17 protein-coding genes are annotated in these 22,515 nt (G+C 69.1%); 10 read left to right on the plus strand and 7 right to left on the minus strand.

The window, feature by feature from the left end:
* Positions 1-9: 9 nt before the first annotated feature.
* Positions 10-1,266, minus strand: coding sequence for a lysylphosphatidylglycerol synthase transmembrane domain-containing protein (locus ACLQ3C_RS06470; protein WP_425704210.1), 1,257 nt, complete (start codon positions 1,264-1,266; stop codon positions 10-12).
* Positions 1,267-1,399: 133 nt separating this feature from the next.
* Between ACLQ3C_RS06470 and ACLQ3C_RS06475 the strand changes: the two genes are divergently transcribed.
* Complete coding sequence (locus tag ACLQ3C_RS06475; RefSeq protein ID WP_425704254.1) at positions 1,400-2,617, plus strand: AI-2E family transporter; 1,218 nt, start codon at positions 1,400-1,402, stop codon at positions 2,615-2,617.
* Positions 2,618-2,644: 27 nt separating this feature from the next.
* Here the strand turns inward: ACLQ3C_RS06475 and ACLQ3C_RS06480 are convergent, their stop codons facing one another.
* From ACLQ3C_RS06480 to trmB, 3 genes are all read right to left on the minus strand, one after another.
* A complete protein-coding gene (locus ACLQ3C_RS06480; protein WP_425704211.1) occupies positions 2,645-5,998 on the minus strand; it encodes an MMPL family transporter in 3,354 nt (1,117 codons plus the stop codon).
* Between the two features lie 124 nt (positions 5,999-6,122).
* The gene (locus ACLQ3C_RS06485) at positions 6,123-6,920 is read right to left on the minus strand and encodes an NYN domain-containing protein (RefSeq protein ID WP_425704212.1); all 798 of its coding nucleotides are present in this window, start codon (positions 6,918-6,920) and stop codon (positions 6,123-6,125) included.
* Positions 6,917-7,777: a tRNA (guanosine(46)-N7)-methyltransferase TrmB gene (gene trmB, locus ACLQ3C_RS06490; protein ID WP_425704213.1), complete on the minus strand. Its 861-nt coding sequence runs from the start codon at positions 7,775-7,777 to the stop codon at positions 6,917-6,919. The genes ACLQ3C_RS06485 and trmB overlap by 4 nt, the downstream gene beginning before the upstream one ends.
* A gap of 126 nt (positions 7,778-7,903) precedes the next feature.
* Between trmB and ACLQ3C_RS06495 the strand changes: the two genes are divergently transcribed.
* The 8 genes from ACLQ3C_RS06495 to ACLQ3C_RS06530 all read left to right on the plus strand — a co-directional run bounded on the left by ACLQ3C_RS06495 (position 7,904) and on the right by ACLQ3C_RS06530 (position 17,785).
* A complete protein-coding gene (locus ACLQ3C_RS06495; RefSeq protein ID WP_425704214.1) occupies positions 7,904-8,761 on the plus strand; it encodes a hypothetical protein in 858 nt (285 codons plus the stop codon).
* An 11-nt stretch (positions 8,762-8,772) separates the two neighbouring features.
* The gene (locus ACLQ3C_RS06500; RefSeq protein WP_425704215.1) at positions 8,773-10,272 is read left to right on the plus strand and encodes a hypothetical protein; all 1,500 of its coding nucleotides are present in this window, start codon (positions 8,773-8,775) and stop codon (positions 10,270-10,272) included.
* Entirely contained in the window at positions 10,250-10,621 is a 372-nt protein-coding gene (locus ACLQ3C_RS06505) for a DUF6802 family protein (protein ID WP_425704216.1), read from the plus strand. The genes ACLQ3C_RS06500 and ACLQ3C_RS06505 overlap by 23 nt, the downstream gene beginning before the upstream one ends.
* Before the next feature lie 103 nt (positions 10,622-10,724).
* Positions 10,725-12,551 carry a phosphoenolpyruvate carboxykinase (GTP) gene (locus ACLQ3C_RS06510; protein ID WP_425704217.1) on the plus strand — a complete coding sequence of 609 codons (1,827 nt, stop codon included), beginning with the start codon at positions 10,725-10,727 and terminating at the stop codon, positions 12,549-12,551.
* Positions 12,552-12,604: 53 nt separating this feature from the next.
* Positions 12,605-13,618, plus strand: coding sequence for an esterase-like activity of phytase family protein (locus ACLQ3C_RS06515; protein ID WP_425704218.1), 1,014 nt, complete (start codon positions 12,605-12,607; stop codon positions 13,616-13,618).
* 82 nt (positions 13,619-13,700) lie between these two features.
* Positions 13,701-14,504, plus strand: coding sequence for an ABC transporter ATP-binding protein (locus tag ACLQ3C_RS06520; RefSeq protein ID WP_425704219.1), 804 nt, complete (start codon positions 13,701-13,703; stop codon positions 14,502-14,504).
* Positions 14,505-14,507: 3 nt separating this feature from the next.
* Positions 14,508-17,060: an ABC transporter permease gene (locus ACLQ3C_RS06525; protein WP_425704220.1), complete on the plus strand. Its 2,553-nt coding sequence runs from the start codon at positions 14,508-14,510 to the stop codon at positions 17,058-17,060.
* Between the two features lie 53 nt (positions 17,061-17,113).
* Entirely contained in the window at positions 17,114-17,785 is a 672-nt protein-coding gene (locus tag ACLQ3C_RS06530) for a hypothetical protein (RefSeq protein ID WP_425704221.1), read from the plus strand.
* Positions 17,786-17,812: 27 nt separating this feature from the next.
* Here the strand turns inward: ACLQ3C_RS06530 and ACLQ3C_RS06535 are convergent, their stop codons facing one another.
* Positions 17,813-18,562 carry a class I SAM-dependent methyltransferase gene (locus ACLQ3C_RS06535; RefSeq protein WP_425704255.1) on the minus strand — a complete coding sequence of 250 codons (750 nt, stop codon included), beginning with the start codon at positions 18,560-18,562 and terminating at the stop codon, positions 17,813-17,815.
* Positions 18,563-18,648: 86 nt separating this feature from the next.
* Between ACLQ3C_RS06535 and ACLQ3C_RS06540 the strand changes: the two genes are divergently transcribed.
* Positions 18,649-19,782, plus strand: coding sequence for a glycosyltransferase family 4 protein (locus ACLQ3C_RS06540; RefSeq protein ID WP_425704222.1), 1,134 nt, complete (start codon positions 18,649-18,651; stop codon positions 19,780-19,782).
* On the opposite strand, the gene ACLQ3C_RS06545 is transcribed toward ACLQ3C_RS06540, so the two are convergent.
* Together ACLQ3C_RS06545 and ACLQ3C_RS06550 are read right to left on the minus strand one after the other, a co-directional pair.
* Positions 19,751-21,490 (minus strand): hypothetical protein, encoded by a 1,740-nt coding sequence (locus ACLQ3C_RS06545; protein ID WP_425704223.1) that lies wholly within the window; start codon positions 21,488-21,490, stop codon positions 19,751-19,753. The genes ACLQ3C_RS06540 and ACLQ3C_RS06545 overlap by 32 nt on opposite strands.
* A gap of 28 nt (positions 21,491-21,518) precedes the next feature.
* Entirely contained in the window at positions 21,519-22,460 is a 942-nt protein-coding gene (locus tag ACLQ3C_RS06550) for an HpcH/HpaI aldolase/citrate lyase family protein (protein ID WP_425704256.1), read from the minus strand.
* Positions 22,461-22,515 lie beyond the last annotated feature (55 nt).

The raw sequence follows: 22,515 nt of genomic DNA on the forward strand, positions 1-22,515 counted from the left end.
AAGTCGGCGTCAAGCCGAATTCGCCTCGTCGTCCGGAGGGTCGACATCGCGTTCGGCGTGTGACCGGCGCCGGTCCCCGGGGTCTGATTCGCCCGGGTCTGATTCGCCGGGCTCCGATCGGCCGGGGTCTGATCGGCCGGGGTCTGATCGGCCGGGGTCTGATCGGCGGGAGTCTGATTCGTCGAGCTCTTCGATGGTCTGTTCGCGGTCGTGGTCGTACTCGGCCTCGAGTTCGGCCTTGTCGCGGATCCCCGACCGGAACTTCGCCATGATCACCACCCACCCGAGCACGGAGATCAGGACGTAGCTGACGATGCGGTACACCAGTACCGCGGTCAGTGCGTCCGCCGCGGGCATCCCGGCCGTGGTCAGCGCCGGCACGAGGACGGCGTCGACGACGCCGATGCCGCCCGGCAGCAGCGGGACCGCGGTACCCACCGCCTTGCCCGCGGCATAGGCCACCATCACACCGGAGTACGACGGATGGACACCGACGGCCCAGCACGCGAACATCAGGCAGGCGATGTCGGTGATCCAGTTGAACAGGCTCCATCCGAACGCCGTCGCGGTGTCGCGCCGGGTCAGCTTCACCGCCCGCAGCTGCTCGAGGATCTCGTGGAGACGTTCCTTTCCCGAGTCCTCGGGCTTGTTGCGCAGGTGGTTGTACCAGCCCAGCATCCGCTCGCCGGTGGACCGTAACGACTCGGGATGGGTGGCCAGGTATTGCAGGACCAGGGCGACCGCGACGAATCCGACGATGGAGAACACCAACGTGAACGGATTGGTCTTGGCCCCGGCGAGGACCGCACCACCGAAACCGAGGACCGCGAGCCCGACACCGGCCAGCAGCCCGGACATCACCACCTGCCACGACGCGACGACCGGGGTGGCGCCCCACTTGCGGGTCTCGCGGTAGGTGAACGCCGGCGCGAGTACCTGACCACCGGGCATCGTCTGCGACAGCGAATTCGCGGCCAGCACCACCGCCAGCGACTTCATCTGCTTGACCATCACACCGGCCGAGCGCAGCAACGCCCGCTGCACCTGGGCGAAACTGTCCATGGAGAGGACGGCCGCCATCATGCACGCCACCAGCCACACCCAGTCGAGGTCGCCGGTCCGGTGCCACACCTGTTCGAGCTTGGGCCAGATCAGGACCACCTCGACGGCGAGGATCACCACCACGACCGCCAAGACCACCCAGCGCAACCACCAGAATCGGCGGCGGGCCGGCGGGGTGCCGACCGTCGGTTGGTCCGATGACATAGGCATCACCCTATCCACCGCTACTCTGACGTTCGTGGACGATGGTTCTTCGGCGGTCGCGCCCGACGGCGATGGTGATTCTCGGCGGGCCCGGCGAAGCCTCGCGGATCTGGATCGTTCGGCGGTCCATCCGATGGTGCGCAAGGCCGCCGAATGGAGTTGGCGGCTTCTGCTCATCCTGGCCGTCGTCTACATCGCGGGACGCCTCTTCCAGAAATTCGACGAGGTGACGGTGCCGCTGTCGCTGGCGATTCTGCTCTCGGCATTCCTCATGCCCGCGGTCGATTTCCTCAACCGGCGCCGTGTGCCGCGGTCGTTGTCGGTGGTCATCGTCATGCTCGCCGCGCTCGGTGTGGTCGGCGGGGTGTTGACCTTTGTCGGCCGGGCCTTCGTCAGTGGATTCCCCCAACTCACCGACGAGGTCGTCTCGACGATCAACGAGACCCGAAAGTGGTTGACGGACGGCCCGTTGCGCATCGACGAGGGCCAGGTCAGTCACCTCGGCAACAACATCATCGACCTCATGCAGCACAACCAGGCCAAGCTGGCCAGCGGTGCGCTGGCCACCGCCACGACCGCAACCGAACTGATCACCGGGCTGCTGCTGATGGTGTTCCTGATGATCTTCTTCTTGTACGGCGGCGGCAATATCTGGGAATTCTGTACCCATCTCGTGCCGCGGGGATCCCGGGACAAGGTGGTCTCGGCGGGAGTCGCCGGGTTCGGAACGCTCGTCGCGTACGTCCGCGCGACCGTCGTCGTCGCCCTCGTCGACGCCGTCTGCATCGGTATCGGACTCGCGATCCTGCGAGTGCCCCTTGCTCTTCCGCTGGCGACGGTGATCTTTCTGTTCTCGTTCATCCCCATCGTGGGTGCACTGATCAGCGGATCGCTCGCGGTCGTCATCGCGCTGGTCACGCAAGGCTGGCTGACCGCGGTGATCGTGCTGGCCATCCTGATCGGTGTCATGCAGCTCGAAGGGCATGTGCTGCAACCATTCCTGATGGGCCGCTCGGTGCGGCTGCATCCGGTTGCGGTCATCCTGGGGATCGGTGCGGGCATCGTCGCCGCCGGGATCGTCGGCGGCCTGCTCGCCGTCCCGGTGATCGCCTTCACCAACACTGCCGTGCGCTATTTGAGGGGCACGCCGCTCGATGAGGTGATCAAGGGCGACGGGGCCTTCGAGGCGAATCCGGACCCGCCGATCTGGGACCGGCTACACCTTGAGCAGGCGATCCTCGACGCCGAACAACTCGCCGACGAGATCACCGACGACAAGCCGGACGGCGGCGGCGACGACGGCGACGACGGCGACGGCGGGCGCGACAACGGCGCCCGCCCTCCGGACTGAACAGCGGAGCCGCGCTCCGGTCGCCGGCTACTCGCTCTGATCCCCGCCGCGGCTGCGCCGCAACAGTTCGTGCACGCTGATGCGGTTGTCGTCGGCATCGCGGGCGTGCCGGTCGCCGGTGGATCGATCGGGTCCGGCGCCGCGGGAGACCGGCGGTTCCGGCTGATCGGGCACATCTGCGGTCACGGTCGGATCGTTGCCGACCTCACGTGGCGGCACGAGACGTGCCGAGCCCGGCGTCAACCCACGGTCCATCGGCGAACGGCCGGTCCGGTCCGCACGCGAATCGGATGACCGACCGGATTGGGGCCCGCCACTCGGGGACATGCCGCGGCGGGCGCGTTCCTCCGGGCTCACCGACGCGGCCAGTGGGCGTCGGCCCGACTGGTCCAGTTCGGGCCGGCGTGACAACGGGGACGGGCCTCCCGCAGACGAACCTCCCGACGAATCACGCGCCGGCGGCGCGCCACCGGGGGTGCCGGCCGGTGCCTGAGGCGGTGCCGATGGGCGCCGGGTCGTCTCCGGCCGGGGCCGCGGTGCCGGGCGCGCGCCGGCCGCCGGCCCGGGACCGCTGAGGCGGATACCGCCCTCGCCGAGGCTCCAGCCGCCGGTGTCGGGCCGATCCTGCTTGGGCATCGAGTAGGGCCGCGGCGGCATCGGCCGGGACTCCGGGGGTCGGGACTCTGGGGGCCGGGACTCTGGGGGCCGGGGCTGGGTGGGCCGCGGCTGGGTCGCGCGCGGTGCACCGATGTCGCCGGACGGTGGTGCCGAGGTGCCGCGACGAACCGGAACCTGTTGTGGCCGTGCGCGATTCGATTCACTCGGCGGAGCAGCTGGCTCCAGGGTAGCGGTCGCGGACACGGTTTCGGTGGTGGCGCGGCGCCGGGTGGCCGGGGCCGCCGCGGTCATCACCGAGGTGGGTACCTCCGCGACGAGGGCGCCGGCGCTCAGTGGGCGGGACGTGCCGGCCGCGGGCAGTTTGTCGCCGGGCTGCTCGTCGAGGATGGTCTCGCCCAGGCCGATCTTGCGCTGCAGCGAGCTCATCCAGCGTGGTGCCCACCAGCAGTCGTCGCCGAGCAGTTTCATCACCGACGGCACCAGCAACATACGAATGATGGTGGCGTCGAGGATGAGTGCCGCGATCATTCCGTATGCGATGTACTTCATCATCACGATGTCGGAGAGCCCGAAGGCGCCGGTGACCACCACGAGGATCGCCGCGGCGGCCGTGATGATGCGGCCGGTCAGGGCGGTGCCGGTGCGGATGGCCTCGGTGGTCGAGGCACCTCGCTGTCTGGCCTCGACCATTCTGGAGAGCAGGAATATCTCATAGTCGGTCGACAGACCGAAGACGATCGCGATGATCAGCACCAACACCGCGGCGAACAGCGGGCCGGGCGTGAAGTTGGCCAGTCCGGCGCCGTGGCCGTCGACGAAGATCCACGTCAGGATGCCCAGGGTGGCGCCGAGTCCCAACGCCGACATCAATGCCGCCTTGATCGGCAGCACCACCGATCCGAATGCGAGGAACATCAGCAGGCCGGTGATGAGCACCAACATTATCGTCATCAACGGAAGCCGTTGCAGCAGTGCGTCGATCGAATCCTGGGTCAGGGCCGGGGTGCCGGCCACCCACATTCGCATGCCGCCAGGGATCTGGATCGAACGCAGATCCTTGATCGCCTCGCCCGCGGTATTGCGATCGACGAGTCCCGCCGACATCTGCATGACCGGTGGACCGTTGGCGCCGCCGTAGTTGCCGGTGAGTGCACCGTCGTTGGCCGAGGAGCTGAACTTCTTGGTGAAGCCGGGGACCTTGTTGGCTTCGTCGGCGATCTGCTGGAGTTTGTTACCTGCCGACGGGTCGTTGTCGTCATAGAGGATGACGAGCTTGATCTCTTCGGTGCGTTCGGTGGGGAAGTATTTGTCGAAGGTCTCCTGCGCGACGCGCGCCGGATTGTCCGGCGGGAGGTACGTCTCGCTGATACCGCCGAATTTGATGCCGCCGAACGGGATGGTCAGCACGAGGAGCAACAGGACGGTGGGCACCGCGGTCGCCACCGGATGCTTCATCACCCAGCCCGACAACCGCCCCCAGAAGCCGTTCTCGATCTCCTCGCGCGACTTGGTGCGTCCGGTGAGGTCGGCGACCCGGTGGTCGAGGCGGTCCGCGCCCGACGGGGAGAACTTCCGGATTATCGGGAACAGCGTGTAGGAGAGCATCCACCGCAGCGAGAACGCGTCGACCCGCGGGCCCAGGATGCTCAGCAGCGCGGGCAGGACCGTGAGCGACAGGATCGCGGCCAACGACACCGACGCGATCGCGCCGTAGGCCACCGACTTGAGGAAGCCCTGCGGCATGATCAGCAGACACGCGATCGCGGCGACGATGATCGTCGCCGAGAAGACCACCGTCTGCCCGGCGGTCATCACGGTTCTTCGTACCGCGGCCTTCGTCGAATAGCCTTCGGCAAGTTCCTCACGAAAACGGCTCACGATGAACAGGCCGTAGTCGATGGCGATACCCAGGCCGATCAGGGTGACGACCGACTGCGCGAAGATGTTCAGTTCGGTGACCTGGGCGATCGCGTTCATGATGCCCAGCGACCCGGCGATCGTCAGGCCACCGATCAGCACCGGCAGACAGGCCGCGATGACACCGCCGAAGATGAAGAACAGCATGAGCGCCACCAGCGGCAGCGCGATGATCTCGGCGCGCGAGATGTCGGCGTCCATGCCGCGGGCCATGGCCCCGGCCACCGGCTGCAGCCCGGCCAACTGGAACTGTGTTCCCGCGGGCAGGCCGTATCTCTCGGCGATGCCGGAGAACTCGGGTTCGATCTTCTTGAAGTTGCCGAGGACCGTCGTGTCGTCGTTGCCCGCGACACCGATGCTGATGAACGCCCGCTGGCGGTCGGCGGTGATCGTGCGTGATCGGACGATGTCCTGCGCGGCCTGCGAGGCCGCGTCCTTGGGCTGGTAGAAGGGGTCGATGATCTGCTGGTTGTTCTGCAACGCCTGCTGCTGGCCTGCGTCGGTGGAGCTGTCGCCGTTGTAGGCGCGCTGCACGATCGACGGGTACTTCGCGAGCAGGTCGTCGACGAACTTCTCGACCTTCGGTGCGATCTGGGGATCATCGACCGTCTTACCCGGCGGGGCGGTGATCAGCAGGATGACGTCGGAGCGGTGATCGCGGCCCAGCGCCTTGTCGGCGACGACCGAGCCCTTCGACGACTGCGAGGTCGGGTCGAACCAGCCGCTCTGACTGAGGTGCTTGCTGAGACCCAGGCCGTAGAGGCCCAATCCCGCCATCAGCACGACCATGACGGCGATGACGGCAAAGCGCATCCGATAGACGAATGTGCCGATGGCTCCGAACACGCCCAGTCCTTTCTCGAGTCCGGGGAAAGATTGTCGCAGCGCCTCCTGAGCGCTCCCTGAGGCCCCCGCAACCCCTGGCCTGCCGCGTCGCGCGACGGCGCGCGGCAGGGCTACATCGTCGGACTCACCGCAGGAGCGCGGTGAGCGGGCGGAACGGCGCGAGCCACGCACCCTCGTCGGGCAGTGAATCGAGCCCGATGCGTGGCAGCGGTTCGCGGAACACGCCAGGGATGTCTTCGAGGTCGACGAACTCGAGTCCGTCGGTCGTCAACGCCCAACTGGCGTGCTCCCGAAATCCGATCACGGTGACCGGGACGCCGTCGGCGACGATGCCCAACAGCGGTTCCCGGAAGGCCTGCCCATCGGCAGACGCCACGATCAGTCCGGCTAACCCCACAGTGTGCCTGCGCAACTCGATGTGGTCGAGCATGTCGGAGTCGACGTCGCTGTCGTCGGACACCTTCGGTTTGGCGAAGACGGCGTAACCCACGTTGCGCAACGCCTCCACCCACGGCCGTACGACATCGGCGCTACCAGGCACGATGTTGGTGAACACGGTGGCCTCGGGTTCGACGATGCCGCGGGGCCGGTCTGCGGTCGTCGGCCCGGTGTCACCGGGACCGGATGTGGGAAGTCCCACCACGCCCCGGTCCGCATCGGCCGGTTGCGCATCCACCGGGCCGCCATCGCCTGCGCGGACCGCGTGCTTGCCGGAGACGTCGGCGGTGCGCGTGAGCAGCCACCGTCCGAGGGCGTCGAAACGGGGTCGGTGCGCGGCGGTGGGCCGGCCGCCGAGGATGGCCCCGAGACCCATGTCCATGTTCGGGGCATCCCAGATCAGGAGCATGCGCGGTGCGCTGCTGTTCCCGGAGATGGAATCGGCGAAACGGCTGCCGGGCGGCGTCGGTGCGGCGTCGTTCATCGGTTCTCCTCGGTGTCGGCGCCCCGGGTCGGAGCCTCCTGCGTGGGTGTGTCGTGCGGGTGTGCCGGGCGTGGGGGCCGGACGTACACGAACTCGTTGACCGCGCGGCCCTCGCGGTCGGCCCGGCCCTCGAACTTCGTGGTGGGACGGCTCAGCGAGATGGGCGTCGGACCCGTGGCCCCGACGACGTGTGGCGCGGCAGGGTCCTGGGTGGCGAGGATCTCCGCGATCCACTCGGCGTAGCCGGCATGGTCGGTGGCGATGTGCAGGATTCCGCCGTCGGCCAGGCGGTCGGCCATCAGTTCGACGGTTCCGCGCTGGATGAAGCGCCGCTTGTGGTGCCGTGATTTGGGCCAGGGGTCGGGGAAGAAGACCCGGATGCCGGTCAGGCTCGCGGTGGGGATGAGTTCGCGCAGCACCACGACGGCGTCACCGCGGATCATCCGGATGTTGGTGAGGCCGCCGCGCTCGATCAGGCCGAGCAGTTGTGCGAGGCCGGGTTTGTAGACCTCGACGGCGAGGACGTCGAGGCCGGGTTCGTCGTGGGCCATCGCGGCGGTCGAGATGCCGGTGCCGCTGCCGACCTCGAGAACCCGGGGCGCCTGCCGGCCGAACGTCGCGGTCAGGTCCAACGGTGGTTCGGGGGTCTGGGTGACCCCGGTGGCCAGGTCGCGGCCGAGCTCCGGCCAGCGGGTTTCCCAGTTGCGTTGCTGATTGGGTGTCAGTGACCCGCGCCGGAACCGGAAACTCGTGACCCGCGGATAGAGCCGGGACCGGTCGGTGTGCTCGTGTGGCGGTTTCTCCTGCTCACGCGGCTGCGCCTCGGCGGTGTTGGGCACCGGTCCATCGTTGTTCACCGGTCCATCGTGGCCTATCGCCTCAAACGGATCATCCCCGACACCCTCTGCCTGTGTATTTACCTGCCACACGTCGGCCTTGTCGGGGTTAGGCTGCGAGACCAGGGGCGATGTGGGGAGACACGAATGACCGAGCGGGGCGGCGAACTGGCGCGGGTGCTCGACGGGGCGCCGTCGACGCCGCGCTCTGCCATGCGGGGCGACGGGCTGCCGGCGTCGGTCCGTGCCGAATTGGCGTCGTCGGCGACACGTTATGCACGGGGTCTGACGGTGGCGGTTTCCGGACGGGCGGGCACCGGGCGCGACACCATGACACGCGCGCTGCGGCAGCGGCTGCGCGTCGGCGCGCTCGGCCCCGGCGAGGACGGCACCGCCGTTGCCGCCGCCGACCTCTGGGTTCACATGATCGTGGCCGCGCCGCGCCGCGCCGATCACGTCATGCTGGCCGCGCTACCGGCCGATCGGACGATCGTCGTGCTCGGTAAGGCCGACACGTTCGCCGATCCGCATATCGCCCTCGAGGCGTCGGCCGCGGCCGCACACGAGCTCGCACGGCCGGTGGTCGCGGTGTCGGCGCTGCTGGCGTGCGCCGACATCACCGAGGTGGAGTGGACATTTCTGGCCGACCTCGCCGCCGCCGGCGAGCACATGCCGTCGATGTCCGGGCAATTCCTCGTCGGGGCCCCGGGCAGCCGGGAGCGTGCCCTGCGGCTCGGTCTCTTGCGACGACTCGACCGGTACGGCGTCGACACCGCACTGGAGTTGCTCGGTGATCGCGCCGTCCCCGACGCCGCCGCGCTCAACGCGGTGATGCATCGCCTCAGTGGCATCGATGCGCTGGTGCCCGCCTTTTCCGACCGCGTCGGAATCGTCCGGGGACGGCGCGAGGCGCTGGTCCGGGAGCGCCTCGATCTGCTCGCCGCCGCGGGTCCCGGGCGTGCCGGGATCGAGCAGTTGCTGCGTGTGGGGGAGGTGACGTGGTGAGTGGTGACGTGGTGAGCACAGCTGTGGACGACGTGTATCTGCGGGTGCGTGCGATCACCGGTTTCGATGCGGCCGCCATTCCGGTTCCGGGTTCCCGGATCGTTGTCGCCGGCGTCGTCGGCGACGCCGTGGACGAGTTGCTGACGGTATGCGCCGACACTGCGCCCGACCTTTCGGTGTCGGGGTTCGGGGGTGCCGGGGCCGGGGGAATGGAAGCCGGGGGAATCGGGGCGGGCGTGATGGTGCTCGATCCGTCGTCGGACATCGATGACGAGGATGTGGCGCTGTTCACGCGGCTACGGACACAGGTCGGCACCGTCGCCCTGGTCTGCGTCGGTATCGACGCGTTCTGGGAGTGGCCGCGCCGATTGCGTGCGGCGCGCGCGGTGCTCGATCCGGCCGAGGACGTGCCGGTGTTCGCGGTGTCGGCGGCGGCCGCGATGGCCGGTGAGCTCGACGAATCCGGTATCGGCGACCTCGTCGGCTGGATGCGTGCTTGCGGCACGGGTCCGGCCGGGCTGCGTGCCGAACGAGCCCGGCTCGGCGCGTGCCTGACCGCGCTGGACCATCTCGCCACACCCGGTCATCCCGCTCCCGATCGGCGCGGCCCCGACGAGTTGATGCGGCGGCGTCGCATCCTGGTCGCCACCCGCGACCGCGGGCGTACCGACCGGCTCGCCGCGGTACGTGCCGGGGTGTCGGGCGTCCGGTCGGCCACGATCGCCGATGTGCAGGCCGGCTTCCGGGCACTGGCCGCGGCCGCGAATCGTCGGTGTGCCGACGCGGGAGGGTCAGAACCCGATGCGCACGGGAGGTGGCTCGACGCCGAGGTCGGCCGGATCGCCGAACGGGTGGACGCGGTGACCGACGAGCGGCTCGAGGAGGTTGCCGCGACCACGCTGCTGGGGGTCGACATGGCCGAGCCGGGTCCGGTGAGCGTTTCGGCGGATTCGTCCTCGCCCCCGCTGATTCGCCGCGCCACGCCGAGTGGACGGCGCGGCGCCGAGGATGCGCTGCTCGTCTTGTTCGGCGCGTCCACCGGCGTGGGAATCGGTCGACTGGCCGTTGCGCCGATGGCGTCGGTCCATACCCTGCAATGGGTGTCGATGCCGTTGACGCTGCTGGTGGGTGTCGCCGCGGCCATCTGGGTGATCCGGTTGCGGCGTGCGACCGTGCGTCGCGCCGACCTGCGGGCGTACTCCACCGATGTTCTCGCCGAGGCGCGGGGCCGACTCGAGCAGCGTGTCGCCGCCCGCACGGCCGAGGCCCAGTCACGTCTGGCCGGCCAGATCGACCGGCACCATGAACGACGGATGCGGCAGGTCGCCGCCGACGTGGCCGAGATCGACGAGCGGCTACGTCGCCTGCGTTCGCCGCGATCGGCCGGCGGCGCGACCGATCACGAGCGGGTGCAACAGTTGCGGGCGCTCATTTCGGCGAGTCTGCACGAGAACGTCGGCCGAGTGCAGGAACGAGGGGAGGTCCGTGATGGATCCATTTGTGCTGGGTGAGGGCGAGGACGGCGAGCCGGCGATGGAGGAGGCCGCGCATCTCGTCGGCCTGCCGGAGACGGCCCTGCCGGGCGAGGACGAGGTCCCCGGTTCCGACGACCACCTGTGGATGTACGACGACGGCCGGATCTGGGATCTGGGCCCCGCCGACGTCGACTCCGATGCCGACGGCATTCCCGACTCGTTGACGCGGACCGGACCCGACGGGATGACCGTCTACACCGACCGCGACCACGACGGGCGCGTCGACACGGTGACCCGCATCGGCGCCGACGGCAGCTACGACGCGCACCGGCTCGACGCCGATACCGGCAACTGGGTACCCACCGATTCGGGCCGCCTCGACTGACGAGGCAACCCCCGGACCTAGCGGACGTTCGGTGGCCGTATCCTGGGGCCAAGCCGTCGTACCCCCGGTCACCGTCGGTGGTGGCCAACTCCGAGGAGGAGATATGACCTCAACAACGATTCCCGGACTGGACCCGAGCAGCGCGCCCACCACACACGCGGAGTTGTTGGCGTGGGTGGCGCAGGTCGCCGAGCTGACCCAGCCCGACCGGGTCGTGTGGTCCGACGGCAGTGATGAGGAATGGGACCGTCTGACGGCCGACCTCGTGGCGGCCGGGACGATGGTCAAACTCAACGAGGAGCGCAAGCCCAACTCCTACCTGGCCTCCTCCGATCCCGCCGACGTCGCCCGCGTGGAGTCGCGCACCTTCATCTGCGCCAAGAACCGCGAGGACGCCGGTCCCACCAACAATTGGGTCGAACCGGGCGAGATGCGCCGCACCATGACCGAGCTGTACCGCGGCAGCATGCGCGGCCGCACCATGTTCGTCATCCCGTTCTGCATGGGCCCGCTCGGCTCCGACGATCCCAAGCTGGGCGTGGAGTTGACCGACTCGGAGTACGTCGTGCTGTCGATGCGCATCATGACCCGCGTCGGCCCGCAGGTGCTCGAGACGCTCGGTGACGACGGCTTCTTCGTGAAGGGGCTGCACTCGGTCGGCGCCCCGCTGGAGCCCGGACAGGCCGACGTGCCGTGGCCCTGCAACCCCGACAAATACATCACCCACTTCCCCGAAGACCGCGAGATCTGGTCTTACGGTTCGGGTTACGGCGGCAACGCGCTGCTCGGCAAGAAGTGCTACGCGCTGCGGATCGCATCGGTGATCGCCCGTGACGAGGGCTGGCTCGCCGAGCACATGCTGATCCTGAAACTGACCAGCCCGCAGAACAAGGTGTACTTCGTCGCCGCCGCGTTCCCGAGTGCCTGCGGCAAGACCAACCTCGCCATGCTGCAGCCCACCATCCCGGGCTGGAAGGCCGAGACCGTCGGCGACGACATCGCCTGGATGCGATTCGGCGACGACGGCCGCCTCTACGCGATCAACCCGGAGTTCGGCTTCTTCGGTGTCGCCCCGGGCACCAGCAACGACTCCAATCCGAACGCGATGAAGACCATCGAGGCCGGAAACACGCTCTACACCAACGTCGCCCTGACCGACGACGGGGACGTCTGGTGGGAGGGCATCGGCGGCGAGACCCCGGCGCATCTCACCGACTGGCTGGGCAAGAGCTGGACCCCGGAGTCCGATCATCCCGCCGCCCACCCGAATTCGCGATACTGCACCCCGATTTCGCAGTGCCCGTCACTGGCGGCGGAATGGGACGACCCGAACGGTGTGCCGATTTCGGCGATCCTGTTCGGTGGTCGCCGTAAGACCACGGTGCCGCTGGTGACCGAGGCGCGCGATTGGCAGAACGGTGTCTTCATGGGCGCCACCGTCGGCTCCGAGCAGACCGCCGCCGCGGAGGGCAAGGTCGGCACCGTCCGCCGCGATCCGATGGCGATGCTGCCGTTCATGGGTTACCACGTCGGCGACTACTTCGCGCACTGGATCAATCTCGGTAAGAACGCCGACGCGTCCAAACTGCCGAAGGTGTTCTACGTCAACTGGTTCCGCCGCGGTGACGACGGCCGGTTCCTGTGGCCCGGTTTCGGCGAGAACAGCCGCGTCCTCAAGTGGATCATCGGCCGCATCGAGGGCGAGAACGAGGGCGTGAACACCCCGATCGGCATCGTCGCCAAGCCCGATGAGATCGATATCAGCGGGCTCGATCTCCCGGCCGAAGATCTCGCTGCCGCACTGGATTTCGACGAGGACGAGTGGCGGCGGGAACTGCCGCTGATCGAGGAGCTCTTCGAGTTCGTCGGAGAGAAGCTGCCGACCAGCCTGGCCGATGAGCTCGCGCAGCTCAAGCAGCGCCTGGCCTGATCATCGAGCGCCGACCCGAGATGGGCGGCGTCACTGAGGTAGTGTTGCCCCCTATGAGACTTCGCTCATGGGGGGCAACGCTCGTTTCGGTGGGCGTCGTCATGACAGCTCTGGGCACCGGCGTGGCGGCCGGCGCACCGAGTGCACCGGCGGTGACCTCTCGGTATGTCGATACCGAGAACATGCCCGCCATACCGTCTTTCGGTGCCATATCGGGTATCGACCGGATCGGCAACGGTGACTACGCGATGATCTCCACCGATGTGGGCCGGGCCGGGCCGGCGCGGTTCTATACCGCCCACATCGGCTACTCGGCCCGTCTCGGGCAGCTCGGCGCCCCGCGCCTGACCGGCGGCGGAACGGTACTCAGCCCGCTCGAGCTCCCGCTGCTGCCGGGCGACGCACAGTTCGAGGGCATCCGCTCGATGTCCGGCGGATATGTGGTGGCCAGCGGCGGTGCACATCAGTTCGTCCGGGAGATCGGCCCGGTCGGTACGTTCGTCCGGGATCTGGGTCTGCCGGCCGCGTGGCGGCCGACCCGTACCGGGGGAGTCAACGGGCAGAAGGGCATCACCGGTGTCGCCGTCGGACCGCGGGGAGCGATCAGCGTTCTCACCGCCGGCGGATTGCGTCAGGATCCGGGTAATGCGGCGCGGCTGCTGACCTTCGGCCCCGGCCGGGCGCAGAGCGAGTTCGTCTACCGCACCGACCCCGACAAGGTCGCCGCCGATGTCCTCGCCGTCAACGACACCGACTTCCTCGTTCTCGAACGCGGACGGGGCCGGGTGACCAGCATCTACTGGACCACCACCCGCGGCGCCGACGCGGTCACCGGGAAGGCCGAGCTCGCCGGTGACGAGCGGGCGATGGGCAAGACGCAGATCTTCTCGGCCGACCCGCTGCCGCATCTGGCGACCGGTAACATGTCCGGAATGGCTTGGGGCGATTGGCTTCCCGACGTTCGCGGACAGAACTATCGGGCGCGCACGCTCTACGTCGTCACCAACGACATGTTCGCCGGGCCGACCCGCGTGCATGCCCTCGAGGTCCGGTTTCCGCGGCGCTGAGGTTTCGCCGGCCGGACCGGGGGCTCGACCTCAGGGAAATCCCCGATGGCCAATCGGGCGCCGACCTGGCAGCGTGGTGCGCATGACATCAGCGGGCGTAGACATGATGAAGCCGGACGGGGCTGCCGTTGCGGCCGGTTCGCGGGATCTGACGAAGACCTATGGCATCGGCGACACCGTGGTCCACGCGCTGCGCGGCGTGACGATCGAGTTCGCGGCCGGCGAGTTCACCGCGATCATGGGACCGTCCGGTTCGGGGAAGTCGACGCTGATGCACTGCCTCGCCGGACTCGACGAGGCCACCGGCGGCCGGGCCTACATCGGTGACGTCGACCTGACCGGTCTCTCCGACAAGGAGATGACGACCCTGCGCCGCGACCGGATCGGCTTCGTGTTCCAGTCGTTCAACCTGGTGCCCACACTCACTGCGGCCGAGAACATCACGCTGCCCCTCGACATCGCCGGGCGGCCGGTCGACAAAGAGTGGTTCGACACCGTGATCGGCCGACTCGGCATCGGTGACCGGCTCACCCATCTGCCCACCGAACTTTCCGGTGGCCAGCAGCAGCGCGTCGCGTGTGCGCGCGCACTCGTCGGCCGCCCCGACATCATCTTCGGCGACGAACCGACGGGCAACCTCGATTCCCGGTCGTCCGGTGAGGTTCTCGACATCCTGCGTGCGGCCACCGACGAGTTCGGCCAGACGGTCGTGATCGTCACCCACGATCCGCGGGCCGCGTCGTATGCCGACCGCGTGGTCTTCCTCGCCGACGGCAACGTCGTGCGCGAGCTCGCCCGGCCGAGCGCCGACGATGTCTTCGAGGTCATGCGCCACCTCGACGACAAGCCGGCCGACCAGCCGCACGGCCGGCACGAGGTCAGCTGACCCATGGCCGCCTCATCGGCGTTGCGCAAGGTCTCGCTGCGAAATCTGCGGGCGCACAAGCTCCGGCTCTTTCTCACGGTCTTCTCCATCGTGCTCGGCACGTCGTTCGTCGCCGGATCGATGGTGTTCACCGCCACCATCTCCAACGCCTTCAACTCGATCTTCGACAACACGATTCCCGGTGTCGCGGTACAGCTCACGCCGGAGCGCTCGACGTCGGACGGGGTGCCCGAGCAGGTCGTGGCGCAACTGCAGGACCGCCGGCAGCAACTGGGGATCGCCAAGATCGTCACCAATCAGAGTGGCCTGGTGACCCTCGCGGCCGCCGACGGCAAGGCCCTGCAGACCGGCGGCGCGCCCAGCATCGGCACCGCCTACACCCCGCCCGAGCAGGCGATCTCGCCGGACAGACTGAAGCCCGGTGGTCGGGCACCGAACGGCCAGAACGAGATCGTCCTCAACTCCTCGGCCGCGGCGAAGGCCGGGCTGAAGGTCGGCTCCAAGACGAAAGTCGTGATCGGACAGGGCAGTACCCATCCGCTGGAGGTGACGGTGGTCGGCCTGGTCGATCTGCCCGCCGCCACCGGCGGCTACGTCAACGTGCAGTTCGATCAGGCCACCGCGTCGGATTTCTTCTCCGACGGTTCCCATGTGGCACTCATCGACATGTCCGCGGTGCCCGGGGTTTCCGATGAGGAACTCGCTGCGCGGGTCTCGGCGGCCCTGCCCGCGGACCAGTACAAGGTCCGCACGGCCGCGCAGGTCCGTCAGGAGCAGAAGGATCAGGTCAACCAATTCCTGACGATCTTCACCGGAATCCTGTTGGCGTTCGCGGCGATCGGGCTCGTCGTGGGCACCTTCATCATCTACAACACGTTCTCGATGATTGTCGCCCAACGCAATCGCGAACTGGCGCTGCTGCGTGCGATCGGGGCCAGCCGGCGCCAGGTGTCGCGGTCGGTCCTCTTCGAGGCGTTCGTGGTCGGCATCATCGGCGGTGTCATCGGCCTCGGCGTCGGTGTCGGTCTGGCCGCGGGACTGAAGGCGGCGATCGGTTCGTCCTCGGGCCTGCCCGACGGCTCACTGCAGGTGGGTCTGCCGGCGATCCTCGCGGCACTGCTGGTCGGCGTCGTCGTCACCATGATCAGTGCGGGGGTGCCGGCGGCCCGCGCCTCCCGCGTCCCCCCGGTGGAGGCCATGCGCGCCGGTGTCACCGAAGGTGCTGCGCCGCTGCGCAATCGAACATTCGTGGGAATCGTGTTCCTGCTGATCGCGATCGGCACCATCGCCTGGGGCGCGATGGGCGAGGGTCTACTGCGCGCGGTCGTGGTGGGCGTGGGGGCGGGCGCGGCGATCGTCGCCTCCGTGCTCGCCGGGCCGGCGCTCTCGCGGCCCATCGTCGGCGGAGTCGGCCGGGTCTTGGGGGCACCGTTCGGCACGGTCGGGCGACTCGCCCGGACCAATGCCGTGCGCAATCCGCGGCGCACCGCGGCAACAGCATTCGCATTGACGCTCGGCCTGATGCTGGTCGCGATCATCGGCACACTGGGCGCCTCGTTCAAGGGCACCGTCGATGACGCGGTCGACAGCGGCATCCGCGCCGACTACATCGTCGCAGGCAGCAATGGTCAGCCGGTGCCGGCATCGGTGGCCGCCGCGGTCAAGACGGTGCCGGGAATCTCTGACACCGTGTCGTTCGGCATCGTGCAGACCCGCATCGACGGGCAAGCGCGCACCGGTTTCGCCGCTCTCGGTGGCGATCTCAACGGTGTGGCGGCGGTGACGATGCGGGACGGCGCCTCGGATCAATTGCCCCCCGACGGGATGTTCATCAGCGCCCGGACCGCCGATCAGATGGGGTGGAAACGCGGCCAGACCCTCCCGTTCACGTCGCCGGACGGCACCGTCGTGCCCGTCACCATCGCCGGGGTGTACGAGGACAACGAGGCGTTGGAGCCGTGGCTGGTCGGTCCGCAGGTCTACGAGAAGGTGATGCCGGCCTCGAGCCGGGTCACGTTCGGTCTTTTCGTCAAGGCGGCGCCGGGGACCGACCTCGGCACCCTGCGTACCGGGCTGGAGAAGGCGACCGATCAGTATCTGACCGTGCAGGTCGAGACCCGCGAGCAGTTCAAGAGCAGTATCTCCGAGCAGATCGACCAGATGCTCGCGGTGCTCTACGGCATGCTCGGTCTCGCACTGCTGATCGCGGTGCTCGGCATCATCAACACGCTCGCCCTGTCGGTGGTGGAACGTAAACGCGAGATCGGCATGCTGCGCGCCATCGGCACGTTGCGCGCCCAGATCCGGCGCACCGTCTACCTCGAGTCGGTGCTGATCGCGATCTACGGTGCCGTCCTCGGGGTGGTGCTGGGCGCAGTGATCGGGTGGGCGCTGGTACGGACCCTGGCCCGCTGGGGCCTCGGCGATCCCGTCCTGCCGTGGAGTCTGATGGGATGGACCATCCTGGCGGCGGCCGTGGTGGGTGTGCTGGCCGCGCTGTGGCCGGCGGTGCGGGCGGCACGCACCAAACCGCTTGAGGCGATCGCAGAGGGATGATCGCAGAGGGATGATCGCAGAGGGATGACGACCGCGTTTGGCACAATCGGCCCATGACCCAGCCACCGGGAGATCCGTACGATCCGAATCAGCCCCCGCCGCATACGCGGGCGTTCGACCCTGAGCAGAACCCGGCGCAATATCCGGGATCCGGCCAGTACCCGACCGGCCAGTATCCCGAGTCGGGCCAGTACCCGGAGTCGGGCCAGTACGTGCCGCCCGTCGACCCCGGTTCCGGTGGCGGCGGGCATCGCACGCTGTATCTGGTGCTCGCGACGATCCTCGCGCTGGTGCTGGTCGTGGTGGCCGCGGTCCTGATCGTCCGGAACACCGGAGGCGGCGGCGACAACACGACGGCTGCACCGAGTGTCACCACCACGGTGTCGACGACGCGCTCGAGCGCGCCGACGACCACCAGCACCACCGAGACGACGACCCGGGAGACGACGACGTCACGGGCGCCGTCCGGCTCGGTCGTCTACCAGTTGACCGGCGGCGGGACGGTGGCCGGACTGCGATACCGCAAGGGCGCCAACTTCGTCCTCGATCCCGTCACATCCGCGCCATGGTCGATCACCACCACCGTCGCCGGCCCCACCGCCGAACTCACCGCGATCGTCGTCAGCGGTCCGGTGACCTGCACCATCATGCATGGGGGGCAGCAACTGTCGTCGACGACCAGCAATGGCGGCCTGCTGCGGTGCGCCGCCGACCTGCCGAACTGAGCCGGCCGGTCAGGTCTTCCACAGCGCCTACTTCTTCCGTAACACCACGACCAGATTGGTGGCGAGTACCTCGCGCAGGACCGGGACGCGCAGTACCCACCACATCCATGACGGCAGATACCGGGGAAAGGCGGCAAGCAGCTCGGTGGCGCCGGAGCGGGAGTGGGCCCACCGCAGGCCCTGTGTGGCGGTGACGGCGAAAAGGGAAGTGCCGTAAAGGTTCTTCGGGGGAGACCCGTGCCGGCGGGTGTACCAGCGGGCGGCGCGGCGGCCGCCGGCGTAGTGCGTCAGCCCCATCTCGTGGCCGCCGAACGGACCCCACCACAACGTGTAGCTGACGACGACGAGCCCGCCCGCGCGCGTGACCCGAACCATCTCGTCGCACATCTGCCACGGCCGGCCGGTGTGTTCGACGACGTTGGACGAGAGCGTCACGTCCATCGAGTCGTCGGCGAAGGGCAGGTGCTGGCCCGAGGCACGCACCGTGCCGCGATGTTCGAGACCGCCGGCGTGCATCTCCGTCGGATCGGGTTCGACGGCGAGGTAGTGGGCGCCCAGCTCACCGAACGCATCGGCGAAGTAGCCCGGACCGCCACCGACGTCGAGGACCACGGCACCCCCGAGTCCGTCGTGGTTGAGAGCGCCGTGGGTGAGGGCGTCGACCATCGCCGCGGTGTCGCGCGCCAATGCGCCGTAGAAGCGCGCCGGATCGGATTGCTCGAAGCGGAAGTCGGAGAGCAGCCCGGCCGCCCGGGCGAAGGTCGCGTGGGCCCGCATCGTCGCAGTTGGTGCGGGCACGCGGGTTCGGGGCACGGGCGAGATGCTACCGACCGCATCCACCCGCTCGGTACGCTGGTGAGGCGATGACACCTCCCACCCACGTCCTGCTGCTCTGCTGGCGCGATACCGGCCACCCGCAGGGCGGCGGCAGCGAGACCTACCTGGAGCGGGTCGGCGCCGAGATGGTGGCGCGCGGGATCGAGGTGACCTATCTGACGGCGGCATACCCGGACGCCGCGCGGCAGGAGCGACGCGACGGAATCCGGTTCGTCCGGGTCGGCGGGCGTATCACCGTCTACCCGCGGGCGCTGGCCCTGCTTGTCGCCGGACGATTGGGCCGCGGCCCGCTGGCCGGGCGGGCACCGGATGCGATCGTCGACACCCAGAACGGCGTGCCCTTCTTTGCCACGCTCACGCGGGTGGCGCCCACCGTCGTGCTCGTACATCACTGCCATCGGGAACAGTGGCCGGTCGCCGGCCGGGCACTGGGCCGGCTCGGATGGTTCATCGAGTCCCGGCTCTCCCCGTGGATTCATCGGCGCTCGCGCTATGTCACGGTGTCGGCGCCCTCGCGCCGGGAGCTGGCGCAGTTGGGTGTCGACGAGACCCGCATAGACGTCATCCGCAACGGCCTCGACCCGGTCCCGCCGCAGGTGCGCACATCTGCGGCGGCGACCCCGCCGCGCCTCTGTGTGCTGTCGCGTCTGGTGCCACACAAGCAGGTGGAGCACGCGTTGACGGTGGTCGCCGACCTGCGGCGCACCGGGGTCGACGTCGCGCTCGACGTCATCGGCGACGGCTGGTGGTCCGACGAACTACGCACTGCCGCGACCGAACTCGGTGTCGACGAGGCGGTGACATTTCACGGGCACGTCGACGAGGTGACCAAACACGAGATCCTCGCTCGCGCTCGCGTCCATCTCATGCCATCGCGCAAAGAGGGCTGGGGTCTGGCGGTGATGGAGGCCGCTCAGCACGGTGTCCCGACCATCGGCTACCGGAGTTCGGCGGGACTCGCGGAGTCGATCGACGACGGGCAAACGGGTCTGCTCGTCGACAGTATCGACGAATTCACCAGTGCGGCACGTAAACTCGTCGAGGATCCGGACGAGTCCCGGCGGCTCGGGGAGGCGGCGCAAGCGAAATCGCGCCACTATTCGTGGTCGGTGACCGGCGCCCAGATGCTCAACGTGCTCGGCGCCGTGTCGCGCCGATGAGCCCGCGCCGCGCGGCGGCGGTGCCCGCGGCGAGTCCACCGGCGACGATCAGCGCCGCCCACACCAGGTGCGCCGTCCACGCCGATACGCGGGCCGCCGCCGTCGCGCCGGCGGCCGCGGGGCCCTCGACGCGTAACAGTTCCAGGTCGGCACCGGCGAAGACCGGCGTGAGGCCGGCCGGGCGGGCCGGAAGGTCCGCCCCACCGCGGACGTCACGTTCGACGAGCACCCACCCGACCCCGAGCGCAGCCAGCGTGGCCGGGTCGGCGCCGTCGTGCAGCGCCCGATCCACCTCGGCGGCACCGGGTTCGGCCCGGTCCACCACCACTCCGTCGACGCGCAATTCGCCGGACTCGATGACGGGCGCACGCAGCATCCGGGGCGCCGGGTCCAGTGATACGCCGTCGGCGAAGGTGTAGTCGCGGACCGTACCGGGCGGCCACAGGGCGACCGCGCCGGAATCGGCGGGCACGATCGCCGCGACCCGAGCCCAGTCGGCGGGATAGTGCACCGGCGTGATCCGGCCGCCGACACCCCATCCCAGATCCGGCAGCGGCGCCACCACCAGCAGCGCCACCGCCGCCAGCGCGAACCCGGACGGAACATGGCGGCGTAGCGCCATCACCGCGCCGGCGGTGGCGACCGCGATGAACGGCATCGTCAATGCCAGGAACTTCTGCGTGTCACGTACGAGGCCGGCGCTCGGTACGGCGTCGACCAGCATGCCCAGCGCGCTGCGTCCCGGACCCGACGCCGTCGCCGCCACCACGACCACCGCGACCACCGCCAGGGCGGCCGAGGCGCGGATCAGCGGACGTCGGTGGCTGTCGATCCGGCTGCGCCACAACGTCACCGACCCGGCCACCACCACCAGGAGCAGACACAGCGTCGCCACCGCCGCCCACCAGATCGTGCGGCTCGCGGGTACGGCATCGGAATTCCAGATGCCACCAAGGCCGAGTGCGGTGCCCCAGGAGCCCAGGCCGGGTTCGGGGCGTAACCCGAAGGCGGCCACCCCGGCCCGTCCGTCCGATCCCGCCGATCCGCCGCCGATGGCGGCGGCCACCAACCACGGCAGCGCCGAACACACCCACAACGCAACGACCGCCGCCGAAAGCCGCAGCCGGTGCCCCGTCTCCGACGCGGCGACCGCCACCACGCCCGTCACCAGCGCAAGCACCGAGCCGGTCGGGGTCAGTCCGGCGGCCGCAAGTAGCGCACCCAACTGCAACCAGCGCACCAACGAAAGAGGTTGTGCCACCAGGTCGGCGGCGGCAACGACGATCCATCCCAGCGCCGCGAACCCGACCAGCAATCCCCAATGGCCCTGCAACAGGCGTTCGGCGACAAAGGGATTCCACACCGACACCACGGCCGCGGCCACCGCACCCGTGCGACCCGCACCCGGGACCAGACGAGCCGCCAACCGGCCGTAGCCGACCGCCGCGCACGCCAGGGCCGCGGTGAGCACCACGGCAACGACGATCCCGCCGTCGACGACGGTGCTCGTCACCGCGACGAACCAGTCCTGCGGCGCCGCGCGCGGTGCGAGAGGTCCGATGCCGAGCGCCGCGTCGGTCACGAAGGACCGCGGCGTCGACACCGCGTCCCGGTAGAGCAGGTGGCCACCGTAGAGCGGTGCCAGGATCACCGCGGCCAGCACCGCGCCGACCCCGTAGAGGATCGGCAGGAGCCGCGGAGTCGTCACGGGCGCAGAATCATCGGGCCGCAGCAGCTCAGTAATGGTAGGTGTCCGACGGCGCCGACGCATGCCCCGGATCGACCTCGTAGTCGGCCTCGGTCACCGCATAGGCACGCGCCAGGTCGAGGATCTTCGTGGCGCGGGCGATGCGCGGCAGATCCGACCCGTTGCGGATCTCGCCGCCGGCCTTCTCGAACTCGGCGAAGAACTCACGCGCCCAGCTGATGTCGTCGGGAGAGGGTGACAGGCCCTCGTTGACCGGCGCGCACTGGTCGGGGGTCAGGCAGATCTTGCCGGTCATCCCGAACTCGACGCTGACCGCTGTTGCCTCCGAGAGCTTCAGTGCGCCCGACCCCACCGTGGGCCCGTCGATCGCGCTGGGCAGGTGTGCGGCCTTGGCCGCGATGGTGAAACGCGACCGCGCATAGGCGAGCGTGGTGGGATTGTCGCCGAAGCCGGTGTCCCGCCGGAAGTCGCCGATACCGAAGGCGAGCCGGAAAGTGCCCTTCGCCCCGGCGATCTCACTGATGCGCTCCAGCCCGCGGGCGGTCTCCACCAGGGCGACGATCGGCACATCGGGCAGCCGGTTGGCGGTTTCGGTGACGTGGTCGACCGATTCCACCATCGCCAGCATCACCCCGCCGACCGACGTCGTCGTCAGGGCATCGAGGTCATCGGCCCACCATGGCGTCCCGAAACCGTTGACACGCACCCAATCTCCGGCACCGCCGGGATGATCTTCGGATTCCTCGGCCAGCCAGCGGATCACGTTGTCGCGCGCGGAGACCTTGTCCTTGGGGGCGACCGCATCCTCGATGTCGAGGACGACGACGTCGGCGCGCGAGCGGGCAGCCGGCGCGAACCGCTCGTATTGGATGCCGTTGACCAGCAGCCAGCTGCGGGCGAGTACCGGGTCGATACGCGATCCGATGTCGCTCGTGTCGGAGTCGACGGTGGTGTTCTGCTGGTCGTACATCCTGGCCTTCTCGAGTGGTGATCGCCGGTGAACGGTCTCCATGGTTTCACATCCG

Origin of the sequence: Gordonia sp. DT30, assembly GCF_049844915.1 — a bacterium.
Lineage (GTDB): Bacteria > Actinomycetota > Actinomycetes > Mycobacteriales > Mycobacteriaceae > Gordonia.